Raw genomic sequence first — 12,169 nt, 5'->3', positions numbered from 1 at the left:
GCAACTATGTCACGCGTACTCTTTTTATCAAACCCATATGATACTTCAGCTGAGCCGATCTTGAGCTTTGCAGATGAGTTAATTCATAGCGGAAAGGAAGTTACTTTTTTTAGCTCAAATGAATTTAAAAATCCCGTTGAAGGAATTGGTGCTGATTTTAAACCTTATGCTCAGGATTTGAATATTTTCAATAACAAAGAAAATAAAGAGCCAAAGTCAGGTTTAATTAGCGCCTTGCTCGAACCGATGAAATTTATAGATGATATCGTAGGGCAGATAAAGGGTTTAAAATTCGATTACGCGGTATTTGCACCTGCTTATCCTTATGCAAATATAATTACCCAATTATTGGGTATACCAAAAACTCAGTTTGGTGTTTCCAATTAATTTTTGTGGCCGAATAAGCCATTACTTAACAAGTAGTAAACAATTAAAATTAAAAAAACATGTACAACGAAAATAGATGCCAAACAGGCAAAATGAATAGAGGCTGTGGCCCAAAAGGCGGCAGATTTGGCGGACACCACCATGGCGGTAGATTCGCACAACAAGCACAAGAAATGTTTAATCGTGGATTTGGACTTAGACGCGTTCCCGTAAACATTGAAGAAACAGAAGGCAGTTTTATTATTCACTTATTTGCACCTGCATTGGTTAAAGAAAACTTAAAGGTTGCAACAAAAGATGATATTTTAACCATCTCTTATAAACCAAACGAAAGTGTAGAAAACCCAGAAGCATTTAGCCGAAGAGAATATCGGAACGAGGCTTTTGAAAGAGCTTTCGCATTAAATGGAAAAGTACTTAACGAGGAAATTTCTGCGACTTACGCTGATGGAATTTTAAAAGTAACCTTACCTAAAAATCCCGAAACAAATACACCAGAAAAAAATATTTTGGTAGATTAAGTTTTGTCTATTATACTTTTGCAAAGTCTCGATTTTCATCGAGACTTTTTTGTTTCTGCAGCTTGTTTGATTGTCGCTCTAAATCCTCAAACTTAAAATATCATGTATAGCGTTGTCAATAAAACCATGCTGAAATTTAAAGCCAGAATTTAATAAAACAGAAGGTTTAACCCATCTGCTTTTTAAAATCAATTCGGTTTCCGTACCAATAATTTTCGCACCTATTTCTAAAAGCCACGCTGGCGCTGGTAATCCGAATGGTACACCATAGGCTTTTCATCAGTTCATTATTTTTAATTGCATCTGGTGCAGTGCAGTTAACTATGCCTTTTATTTCTTTTTGATTTAAGAGCCATTCTATACTCAAAGCAACATCTTGCTCATGTATCCAGCTAACATATTGCATTCCGTCTCCCTGTTTGCCGCCCATACCTAACCTAACCAAATTGAGCAGCCGTGGAAAAGCTCCGTCCTTTCGTCCTAAAACAATGCCCAGTCGTAGAGCAATTTTACGTGTTTTTGGATTTGTAGCCTGGAAAAAGGTTTCTTCCCAGATTTTGCAAACATCAATAGAGAACCCGTAACCGATTTCACCAGTTATTTCATCCTGTGCTTGGTCCTCTGCATGGCGATAAATGGTAGCAGAAGTAATATTTATCCATAACAATGGAGGCCTTTCCAACTGCTCTATAACTCGGTTTAACAAGTTGGTTGGTAACACTCTAGAGTTTATTATTTCCTGACGATTTTTATCGTTGTACCTGCAGTTCACATTTTTCCGCAGAGATTAACCATTAAACTAGCACCACTTTAATTATTCACCCAATCGCCTTCAGTTTTGGCATCCCATAATATGGTTTTAATGTTACCTTCTATGGCTTTTGGTTTTCTAGATAGAATGATTACTTCATCAGCTATGCTGCTAAAATGTTTGGCTAAAACACCGCCTAAGTAACCATTGCCGCCTGCGAGTACTATTTTATTGTATTTCATGATTTACAGTGCTAATATTAAAGCCAATACAATTAATCGATAAATTACCCAGGTAAAGCTCATTATCATGCCTAACTCTAGAATTTTACTACGACGTAAATGCTCTAAAAACATTAATCCAGCAGTTACTGAAAAATAGGCGATAAAAAATATGGGTTCAATATAAAAGTAATTTGCAAGCGATAATGGAATTAAAAGTAGCAATGAACCAGCGAAAGATATCGTCATCATATTACCTAAGTAGTTCCACGTTTTATTACTGTTGTAGAACAACATTACAGCTGCCTGAAAAAACATTTGTCCGCCACAAATTAAGTATTCCCGGTAGCTGTTTCCTAGTGGGACAAAATCAGTTAATAAATGTGCATAACCAGTTAGAATATAAGCGGTAATAAACCAGGTTAAAATTAAATATATAATACGATAGTGAAGCCTAAAATCTGGCTGTACAGTATTTACTTTAACTTTTGCTGGAATTATTACTTTTCTATTGTGTGAAATGAAGCATAAAACTTTTTCATAATCCACAGAAAGGGACCAAAGCCAAACAAAGGTTTAAAAACAGGCATGGCATGACCAATAATTTTGAATAAACCAGGGATGCCATAAATTACCTCGCCGTTTTCTGTGTTGATTAGAGCAATTTCGTTTGCAGCTCTTTTTTTGTCTACAAATGGGCAAATGTCTGCTGGCATTTCCTGATAGGCTTCACGGCCATCAACAGGTAACATTTTTAGTTTGGTAAAAGCTTTTGTGTAAGCAAAACACATTGGGCATTCATTATCGAAAAGGATAACATGGTTGGCTAACGTTTTCATATAAATTAAGTTTTTAAATTTTCAGTAAAAATTGAAAGTTTGTGTTAAAAAATAAAGCCAGTTAAGGCTCTTGGTAATCAGTTTATATTTATAGCTAATAGATTACTTAAATACTTTTAATATGGAGCCCCAAAACCAGCTTTCTTCTGCCTTTAACATCGTTTCGATGGTTTTATCAGCATTGTTGGCCAATTTGTTAATATCAGCTATAGATTTTTTGAAGGTTTTAAATTCAGGATCTTGATCATCGCCTGTAACGTCTGATAATTCGCTCAAAACTTTTAGAACAGGTTCTAGCTCTCGTTTCTTTCTTTCTTTGGCAACCTGACGGGCAATATTCCAAACATCTTTGTCAGCAAAGAAATATTCTTTTCTTTCGCCTGCTTTATGTTGTTTTTCTATTAAACCCCAGCCAATTAAATCGCGGAGCGTCATATTTGCATTTCCTCTGGAAATACTTAACTGCTCCATAATTTCCTCGGTTGTTAAGGCTTCCGAAGAAATTAATAACAACGCATGAACTTGAGCCATGGTGCGATTAATGCCCCATTCAGAGCCTAGCTTGCCCCAGGCTTCTATAAATTTAAGTTTTGCTGCTGCTAATTCCATATACAAATATAAATATATTTTTAAACTTTCAATATATTTTGAAAGTTTATTTTTATTGAAGTTATTTCATTAAATTCTTGTTGGTTTTAATTTGATGTACTTTAAATTTTTCTTGCATTTTTTGTAAGTAGATTGATGGTTTTAGTAAGCTTAAAATTTTTAATGTAAAGGCTTTCAATTTATTCCTTTAATATACCGTTCTATTTTTTATTTTTGACGTTCGTTTAAACTTAAACAAACCTTAATGAATAACTGGTTTAAAAACAATGGCACTCATTTAGCCATTATTGCAATTTTCGTAGTCATTTGTTTTGCCTACTTCAGTCCTGTTTTACAGGGCAAAACGCCTGTCCAAAGCGATGTCATCCAATCGAAGGCGATGCAAAAAGAAATTATGGATTTCAAAGAGAAAGACGGTAAAGCCCCACTTTGGACAAACCAAATGTTTGGTGGAATGCCAGCTTATCAAATCTGGGTTCCTTACGCATACAATGGTGCAACTTACGGCATTGCCTTAATTACAAAAGCATTTCCTAGTCCTGTAGGTACCGTATTATTATTGCTTATCGGCTCTTACTTCTTATTTATTGTATTAAAGGTAAATCCGTGGCTAGCGGCTGCGGGGGCCATAGCGTTCACTTTTACAACCTATAATTTTGTGCTCATAGCCAGCGGGCATAGTAGTAAAGCTTTAGCTATTGGATTTTTTGCGCCAATTATAGCAGGTATTATTCTAACAATGAGGGGTAAGTACTGGTATGGCGCAAGCTTAACTGCATTATTCCTGGCTTTAGAAATCAGAACCAATCACGTTCAGATGACTTATTACCTAATGTTATCGATTTTGATTTTTGTTGGAATAGAAATCTATCAGGCATATAAAACAAAAACATTACCAGCTTTAACCAAAGCTTTCGGCTTTTTAGCTGTCTCTGTTATACTTGCGGTAATGATTAATGCGAGTTTATTGTGGTCTACAGCAGAGTATGCTAAAGAAACAAATCGTGGTAAATCTAATTTAACTGTTGCGGCTTCTGCTGGTAAAGATACAGGTATGACTAAAGAATATGCATATCAGTGGAGCCAGGGTGTTGGAGAAAGTTTTACTTTTTTCATTCCTGATTTATATGGTGGTGCAAGTAGTGTTGATGCTTTGGTTAAGCCAGAAAGCAATATGTACAAAGCGGTTTCAGAAGTAACAGGAGGAGATCAGAATCAAACTATTCAGGCTATTCAATCTCTTGGTCAGCAGTTTAATATGCAACAATATTGGGGCGATAAACCATTTACGCAAGGTGGTTATTACTTTGGGGCTATTATTTGTTTCCTTTTTATATTTGGTTTGCTAATTGTACGTAATCCATTAAAATGGTGGATTTTATCTACAACCGTATTGTTTATCTTGCTTTCTTACGGAAGACATTTTCCTTTAATAAGCGATTTATTCTTTAACTACTTCCCGCTTTATAATAAATTCAGAGCGGTAGAATCTATCCTCGCCGTCGTTGGTTTAATGGTTCCTGTTTTAGCAGTATTAGCCATTAAAGAAGCACAAGAAGGAACTACAGAACAAAAGGTTTTAATAAAAAAATTAACATGGTCAGCCGGAATTGTAGGCGGTTTTTCTTTAATTGTAGCATTAGCACCAACGTTATTATTCAGCTTTAAGGCTTCAAACCATGCCGAAATTGTTCAGGCATTAACCCAGGCCCTACAAAATAATGCAGCACTTGCTCAAAAAGTAGCAAACGGTTTAGTTGAAGATAGAATCTCTATTGCCCGAGCAGATGCTATACGTTCTTTCCTTTTCGTACTTGTTGGTTTTGGAATTGTTTGGGCGTTGATTAAGAAGAAAATGAATCTTCAGTTGGCGTTAGGCTTACTTTCTTTTGCCATATTGCTTGATATGTGGCAAGTGGATAGAAGATATTTAAATAATAATAACTTCGAGGTTAAGAAAGATCTTTCTGATTATTTCCAGCCGCGTGATGTTGATAATTTTATCTCAGCAGATAAAGATCCTAATTTCAGGGTTTTCGATATGAGCATCAATACCTTCTCAAATGCAAGTACATCAGCTTTCCACAAAACAATTGGTGGTTACCATGCAGCTAAATTGAAACGTTTTGATGAATTAATTCAGAATCAATTCTCAAAAAGCATCAATCAGGATGTTTTAGATATGTTGAACACGAAATATATCATTACACAAGATCAGCAAAATGGTTCCTACAAAATGCAACGTAACGCTACCGCTTGTGGTAATGCATGGTTTGTAGAAAGTGTACAATATGTTAAAAATTCTGATGAAGAAATGAAAGCCATCAGCAGTTTTGATGCAAAAAAAGAAGTAATTGTTGATGAAAGCTTTAAGGGCTTAATGAACAGCAAAATTCTAGGCACAGGACAAGAAGGTTTTATTAAGTTAACCAATTACAATCCTGATCATTTAACCTATGAATATTCTACAGCAAAGGATGTTGTTGCTGTGTTCTCTGAAATTTATTACAATAAAGGTTGGAAAATGTACATCGATGGTGTAGAAAAGCCATATTTCAGAGCTGATTATGTTTTGCGTGCAGCACAATTAGAAGCTGGTAACCATAAATTAGAGTTTATTTTTCACCCAACTTCTTATTACGTTGGCGAAAATATTTCACTAGCAGGTTCAATTCTTTTAGTGGCAGGTTTAAGCTTTGGTTTTTATTCAGAAAACAAAAAGAAAAAAGCAGCAAAGGCTTAGCAATAAGTTAGCTAAATAAATTACAAACCCATAGGCAGCAGCTTATGGGTTTTTTGTTTTTATTAAACAATTAAAAGATTTCTGTTTCAAAATACTCATCCAAAATTCCATTTAACATACTTTATCAGTTTGGTAATAAATTTAACAATGGCGTAACATTTGTTTGATAAACAGTGTCTTACCTTTGTATTGTAAATCAGATATTATGTTGGAATCATTTTTTGCCATCTGTCTCTTAATAATCATCATTTATTTTTTTAGCCCTTTTGAGGTTAAACTAGATGAGGAAGAAGAGTGGTAATATAATCTCAATCTGTTTAAACTGCCTAAACCAGGCGGTAATAAAGCCCCCTCCCCTAAAAATTCCCTTTTATGGATAAAAGAAATGTCGATGTAGTCGTTATATCCGATGTACATTTAGGTACCTATGGTTCTCATGCCAAAGAACTTTTGAAATATCTAAAAAGCATAAAGCCTAAAACACTCATTTTAAACGGAGATATAATCGATATCTGGCAGTTTAGTAAAAGTTATTGGCCCGAATCGCATATGAAGGTAATTCGTAAGCTAATGAAATTTGTTTCAGAGGGTGTAGAAGTTCATTATTTAACTGGCAATCACGATGAAATGCTGAGAAAGTTTGATGGCATGGAAATGGGCTCCTTTCATTTAGGAAATAAATTAATTATGGAGCTCGATGGCAAAAAAGCCTGGTTTTTCCATGGCGATGTTTTTGATGTAACCATGCAACATTCTAAGTGGCTGGCTAAAATGGGCGCTGTAGGTTACGATACTTTAATTTTGATAAATAGCTTTGTTAACTGGTTTTTAACGGCTTTTGGAAGAGAGAAAATGAGTTTCTCGAAAAAGATAAAAGCCAGATTTAAAGATGCGGTTAAATTCATTAACAGTTTTGAACAGGTTGCAGCAGAACTTGCAATAGAGAAAGGTTACGAGTATGTGGTTTGTGGTCATATTCATCAGCCAGAGAAAAGAGAAATTAGCCTAGAAGGCGGGAAAGTTACGTATCTGAATAGCGGAGATTGGGTAGAAAGTTTAACAGCGCTCGAATATAATGATCAAAGCTGGAGCATTTTTAAGTATGAACATAAAGATTTTGTTAAGGATGAAGTTGATGAAGGAATTCTTTCGGATGCAGAAGATTTAAAGAGTAAATTAGACATTAATCTACTTTTACAAAATATTAAGTATGAAATTGCCCGATAATTTTAGATATTCGGCTTTTAAGAAATGAAGATACTTTACGCAATACAGGGGACTGGAAATGGGCATATTAGCAGGGCAAGGGAAATTATTCCATTACTCCAAAAATATGGTGAGTTAGATATTCTGGTTAGTGGAACACAGGCAGATGTTAAGCTGAGTCAGCCTGTTAAGTATCAATTACACGGTTTCAGTTTTATTTTTGGTAAAAAGGGCGGAGTAGATCATTTCAAAACCTGGCTAAGCATGAATCTTTTCCGTTTCAGGAAGGATATGAAGCAAATTCCAATAAAGGATTACAACCTGATTGTAAACGATTTTGAACCAGTAAGTGCCTGGGCATGCAAATTACAAGGTGTAGAGTGTGTTTCATTGAGCCATCAGGCAGCATTTAAATCTAAAAAAGTACCACGCCCTAAAACCATCGACTGGGGAAAAGTTATTTTAAGCCACTACGCACCAACCAAATATCATATTGGTTTTCATTTCGATCGGTACGATAGCTTTATTCATACACCAGTTATACGAGCGGAGATTAGAAGTTTAAAAAGCGAAAATCTAGGCCATTATACCGTTTATTTACCAGCTATCGATGATAAGCGATTGGTTAAACTTTTAACCCAGATCCCTGAAGTTAACTGGCAGGTTTTTTCTAAACATAATAAAGAAGCTTACCAGGAGCAAAATGTTTTTGTAGAGCCCGTTAATAACGAAAAGTTTAATAAAAGCCTTGCAACCTGCGAAGGGCTTTTTACGGGCGGAGGTTTTGAAGGGCCTTCCGAAGCACTTTATTTAGGTAAAAAACTGCTGGTAGCACCTATGCGTTTTCAATTCGAACAACAATGTAATGCCTATGCATTAAAGCAATTAGGTTTGCCTGTTATTTGGGGAAGTAATAAAAAGTGGCTCCCGATAATTAAAGATTGGGTTGCAAATGATCAGAAACACCAATTTAATTTTCCTGATGAAACCGCAAAAATCATTGATGATATGGTTAAGAAATACGCAAGAGTTTAAGTTTTAGCCTTTCAGCTTTCAGCTTTTTATCTTTACTTTGCCTACTCTTAAAGAAGGCATGATTAATCAGTTCAGAAAATTAAATCCGGTTAACCTCATTTTGCTATTGGCTTACACATTTTTCATGCGTATGGTCATTTTTTATGAAACACCCGCCCATTTGAACTTCGATTTTTTAGAGCCATTTGCACGCTTGCTGATCGATGTCGATTTAGAAAACGCATTTTCATCATCAGCTAACATCTTCTTCGCGGCAATTTTGGTTTTTACCCAGGCATTAATATTTAACCGAATAATTAATAACCATAATTTACTTGCAAAACCAAGCTTTTTACCTGGATTAATGTATATAACAGGTGCAAGTTTATTTTTGCCTTTTATGATTTTAAGTCCAGCCTTAATTTGTAATTTCTTACTAATCTGGATAATCGATAAGTTTTTAAAGCTCAATAAAAGTGCAAATTCGATAACAACAGTATTTGATATCGGAATGATTATAGCCATTGGAACCTTAATTTACTTTCCATTTATGGCCATGTTGTTAATGATCTTTCTATCCCTTTTGCTTTTCCGCCCTTTTAACTGGCGAGAGTGGGTTGCGGGTTTGGTTGGTTTTTTAACTGTATTTTTCTTTCTTGCCGTATTTTACTATTGGGAAGACAACTTAAACTCTTTTTATCAGATATGGAAACCGCTTGGCAATAAATTTCCTTCTGTTTTTAAGATTAATTACAACGATTATTTGGTTCTGATTCCTGTTGCCGTAATTATTATTCTGGCCTCCTTGCAGCTTCGAGAAAACTTTTTTAGAAGTTTTATCAGTACCCGAAAAGGCTTTCAGATGTTGTTTTTCATGTTTCTGGTTTCATCAGCAAGCTTCTATTTAAAACCAGATTTTCGAATCTGGCATTTCTTGCTTTGTGTTCCGCCAGGAGCGGTACTTCTGGCTTACTATTTTAGCAATGCAAAGAAGCGTTGGTTTTACGAAACACTGTTTTTACTGTTTGTTCTTTCCGTACAGTACTTTCTGTTTGTTTAACCTTTTTTAACAAAATGATACCTCGAAACTTGGTAAAGATTAATAGCTTTGTGACGTGATTGTAGAATTTTGCAATAATCAGTGCTTTTTGTAATAATCCAGTAATCGGTTCTTATTTAAATAAATGCATAATTTAAGTATTGATATAGGTAATACATCAACCAAAGTAGCCGTTTTTAAAGGGAAGAAAATTGTCCATTATCAACGGTTTAATAAAATTACAGAAGATGATTTACAGCCTTTAATCACACAGTTTGAGGTCGAAAAATCGATAGTTAGTACCGTTGATGAAGAAATAACGCAGCTTGAAGATTTTCTACAACAAACAACAAAATACGTACGTTTTTCAGCTTTGCTGAGTAATGGCGTGCATAACAAATATAAAACACCAGCTACTTTAGGCCTAGATAGATGGGCCGCGGTTTTAGGAGCCAAAGGGATTTTTGGAAAGCAACCTTGTTTGGTTATTGATGCAGGAACTTGTATCACCTACGATTTATTGAATAGTAGAAGCGAATACTTCGGAGGAAGTATTAGTCCGGGAATTACCATGCGGTTTAAGGCAGTTCACGAGTTTACTGGTCGCCTGCCATTAATAAATTGGAGCGAAGAAGAACCTATTCCTGATGGAGAAAATACCGAAACAGCTATAAAAAATGGTGTTTTGCAAGGGGTTATAAATGAAATTGAAGGGTTTATTGCCCTTAATAAGATAAAAGAAAGTGCCTTAAAGGTTATTATAACAGGGGGTGATGCCATTTTTTTGTTTAAGCAATTACAAAACAGCATCTTTGCGCCTCAAATAATAAAAGATCCTTACTTGGTATTAAAAGGATTAAATGAAGCTATTGCAGATTAAAATGTACAAAAGAATAAATTATATTACAGCCATACTCGTTCTAGTTTGTGGTTTCAGTGTTCAGGCACAGGTTACAACTTCATCCCCATATTCTAGATATGGTTTTGGAAACGTTAAAGGCTCTTTACTTCCGCAATTAAGGGCAATGGGTGGTATTTCTACCGCTGTAAATAAAGTTAATGGCTTTAATTACATTAATATGCAGAATCCAGCCTCATATTCTGGTATTAACCTAACCACAATCGATCTCGGTATGAGTGCTAGTTTGAGCAGCTTATCCAGAAATAATTCCTCAGAAAGCAATTTTAACGCAACTTTTAGCCACCTTGCTTTTGCAGTTCCGGTAAGTAGAAAATCGGCTATAAGTTTTGGTGTTTTACCTTATTCTGATTTAGGTTATAGCTATAAAAACACAGTAAAAATAGACACCATGTCTGTAGATCAGCTTTATCAGGGTGAGGGTGGTTTATCGAAAGCATACCTTGGTTACGGTCGTCGCTTTGGCGATCACTTAAGTATTGGTGGTAATGTGGAGTATATTTTTGGTAATTTAATAAGCACAAGAGCAACTGAATACACCGATGCTGGAGCAATCAATTCAAAATTGCAAAATAAAAATAGCGTTGGCGGTTTCAATTATTCTTATGGTATTCAGTATAATTTTAACATAGCGCCTAAAACTATGATAACCCTAGGCTACTCAGGTAGTAGCTCTGGTAAAATAAATTCAAACCAGTCTTACTTCGCTACCATTTATAATAAGGATGCTAATGGTAATGAAAATACCGCGTTAGATACGTTAAGCGCTGTAGTAAGTGCTAAATCGAGCATTAAATTACCAATGTCTCATAATTTTGGTATTTCCATTCAACAAACGGATAAGTGGTTAATCGGAGCCGATGTTAGAACCAGTAAATGGTCTGATGTGAGCATTAATAACGTTAATCAAGGTTTACAAAATAGCTATGGTGCTTCAATCGGCGGACAGTTTACGCCAGATATTACATCTTACAACAGTTATTTTAAACGTGTTGATTATCGCTTAGGTTTCAATTATGATAAAACCTATATCAAAATAGGCAATCAGGATATTAAGCAAATGGGTGCTTCGCTAGGATTTGGTTTCCCACTTCCTTCTTCAAACGGTTTATCTTTTTATAAAATTAACTTTACAACAGAAGTTGGTCAGCGAGGTACACTTAATAACAATTTAGTTAAAGAAAAATTCATCAACTTTCACTTAGGCTTTACCTTAAACGATACCTGGTTCCGTAAGTACAGGGTAGATTAATGACATTGAAGGCATTTTTATATGGCTTTGTTCTGGTGTTACCATTATTTTTGGTTTCCTGTGGAGATGATGACCTGAAAAAAGCCAATGCCATTTCCAATCAAAAAGTTGTTTTAAATAGAGATCGTACCCTCGGGGTAGAAATTATTTACAGCGATTCGGCCAGAGTAAAAGCCAAAGGCAATGCTCCTATTATGGATAAGGTAACACCCGAAGGCGGAGGATCTTATCAGGAAATGATCAAGGGTGTTAAAATTGATTTTTTTAACGCCAATCAGCCAGGCGTGGTCGACGGCACCTTAATTTGCGATTATGCCATCAGGCGTGATCAGGAGATGAAAACCTTTTTCAGGAAAAATGTAATTGTTAAAAATGCCAAAGGCGATACTTTCTCTTCTGAAGAGTTGATTTGGGATGAATCAAAAAAGATTTTCTATTCTACACAAAACGTTACAATCAAAACCACCGATGGTAATATTCTTAATGGTGTAGATTTCGAAGCACCACAGGATTTTAGTACTTATAAAATAAATACTGCCACGGGGCAGGCTGTATTAAAGGATGAAATCGTGCCTTAAAAAAGCCTTTTTTTTGCTTCGCTATTTGCTTAAAAATTAAACAGTTGATAAATAAAATTTTGTGTTTTCTTTTTTGAGGCAAATTTGTAT

General features: G+C 35.2%; 15 protein-coding genes. 9 read left to right on the top strand and 6 right to left on the bottom strand.

The annotated features are described in order from the left end of the window. Nucleotides 1-6 precede the first annotated feature (6 nt). Both ACZZZI_RS08855 and ACZZZI_RS08850 read left to right on the top strand, forming a co-directional pair. Nucleotides 7-387 carry a hypothetical protein gene (locus tag ACZZZI_RS08855; protein ID WP_463489223.1) on the top strand — a complete coding sequence of 127 codons (381 nt, stop codon included), beginning with the start codon at nt 7-9 and terminating at the stop codon, nt 385-387. Nucleotides 388-479: 92 nt separating this feature from the next. Continuing rightward, nucleotides 480-908 carry an Hsp20/alpha crystallin family protein gene (locus ACZZZI_RS08850; protein WP_463489222.1) on the top strand — a complete coding sequence of 143 codons (429 nt, stop codon included), beginning with the start codon at nt 480-482 and terminating at the stop codon, nt 906-908. A 78-nt stretch (nt 909-986) separates the two neighbouring features. Here ACZZZI_RS08850 and ACZZZI_RS08845 read toward each other — a convergent pair whose 3' ends face one another. The 6 genes from ACZZZI_RS08845 to ACZZZI_RS08820 form a co-directional block, all read right to left on the bottom strand. Next, nucleotides 987-1,100 (bottom strand): DUF1731 domain-containing protein, encoded by a 114-nt coding sequence (locus ACZZZI_RS08845; RefSeq protein ID WP_463489221.1) that lies wholly within the window; start codon nt 1,098-1,100, stop codon nt 987-989. Beyond that, the gene (locus ACZZZI_RS08840) at nt 1,075-1,629 is read right to left on the bottom strand and encodes a hypothetical protein (RefSeq protein ID WP_463489220.1); all 555 of its coding nucleotides are present in this window, start codon (nt 1,627-1,629) and stop codon (nt 1,075-1,077) included. The genes ACZZZI_RS08845 and ACZZZI_RS08840 overlap by 26 nt, the downstream gene beginning before the upstream one ends. A gap of 89 nt (nt 1,630-1,718) precedes the next feature. Further along, nucleotides 1,719-1,901 (bottom strand): hypothetical protein, encoded by a 183-nt coding sequence (locus ACZZZI_RS08835; protein WP_463489219.1) that lies wholly within the window; start codon nt 1,899-1,901, stop codon nt 1,719-1,721. Between the two features lie 3 nt (nt 1,902-1,904). Further along, nucleotides 1,905-2,429 carry a hypothetical protein gene (locus ACZZZI_RS08830; protein WP_463489218.1) on the bottom strand — a complete coding sequence of 175 codons (525 nt, stop codon included), beginning with the start codon at nt 2,427-2,429 and terminating at the stop codon, nt 1,905-1,907. Next, nucleotides 2,381-2,719, bottom strand: a complete 339-nt coding sequence (locus tag ACZZZI_RS08825; RefSeq protein WP_463489217.1) for a hypothetical protein — start codon at nt 2,717-2,719, stop codon at nt 2,381-2,383. Before ACZZZI_RS08825 ends, ACZZZI_RS08830 begins: the two co-directional genes overlap by 49 nt. Nucleotides 2,720-2,821: 102 nt before the next feature. Continuing rightward, nucleotides 2,822-3,328 carry a GbsR/MarR family transcriptional regulator gene (locus tag ACZZZI_RS08820; RefSeq protein WP_316764096.1) on the bottom strand — a complete coding sequence of 169 codons (507 nt, stop codon included), beginning with the start codon at nt 3,326-3,328 and terminating at the stop codon, nt 2,822-2,824. 244 nt (nt 3,329-3,572) lie between these two features. Here ACZZZI_RS08820 and ACZZZI_RS08815 point away from each other — a divergent pair, with 244 nt between their 5' ends. From ACZZZI_RS08815 to ACZZZI_RS08785, 7 genes are all read left to right on the top strand, one after another. Next, nucleotides 3,573-6,071 (top strand): YfhO family protein, encoded by a 2,499-nt coding sequence (locus tag ACZZZI_RS08815; RefSeq protein WP_463489216.1) that lies wholly within the window; start codon nt 3,573-3,575, stop codon nt 6,069-6,071. Nucleotides 6,072-6,443: 372 nt separating this feature from the next. After that, entirely contained in the window at nt 6,444-7,298 is an 855-nt protein-coding gene (locus ACZZZI_RS08810) for a UDP-2,3-diacylglucosamine diphosphatase (RefSeq protein WP_463489215.1), read from the top strand. Nucleotides 7,299-7,322: 24 nt separating this feature from the next. Next, nucleotides 7,323-8,312: a glycosyltransferase family protein gene (locus ACZZZI_RS08805; RefSeq protein WP_316764085.1), complete on the top strand. Its 990-nt coding sequence runs from the start codon at nt 7,323-7,325 to the stop codon at nt 8,310-8,312. A gap of 58 nt (nt 8,313-8,370) precedes the next feature. Then, nucleotides 8,371-9,351 (top strand): DUF6427 family protein, encoded by a 981-nt coding sequence (locus tag ACZZZI_RS08800; protein WP_463489214.1) that lies wholly within the window; start codon nt 8,371-8,373, stop codon nt 9,349-9,351. A 124-nt stretch (nt 9,352-9,475) separates the two neighbouring features. Next, the gene (locus ACZZZI_RS08795; RefSeq protein WP_463489213.1) at nt 9,476-10,210 is read left to right on the top strand and encodes a type III pantothenate kinase; all 735 of its coding nucleotides are present in this window, start codon (nt 9,476-9,478) and stop codon (nt 10,208-10,210) included. Between the two features lies 1 nt (nt 10,211). Beyond that, the gene (locus ACZZZI_RS08790; RefSeq protein WP_463489212.1) at nt 10,212-11,501 is read left to right on the top strand and encodes a hypothetical protein; all 1,290 of its coding nucleotides are present in this window, start codon (nt 10,212-10,214) and stop codon (nt 11,499-11,501) included. After that, nucleotides 11,501-12,079 carry a hypothetical protein gene (locus ACZZZI_RS08785; protein WP_316764076.1) on the top strand — a complete coding sequence of 193 codons (579 nt, stop codon included), beginning with the start codon at nt 11,501-11,503 and terminating at the stop codon, nt 12,077-12,079. The genes ACZZZI_RS08790 and ACZZZI_RS08785 overlap by 1 nt, the downstream gene beginning before the upstream one ends. The last annotated feature ends 90 nt before the right edge of the window (nt 12,080-12,169 follow it).

Source organism: Pedobacter sp. AC190 (genome assembly GCF_979258025.1).
Note: the sequence above shows the minus strand (reverse complement) of the source record. Positions and strands in the feature narration are given on the sequence as shown.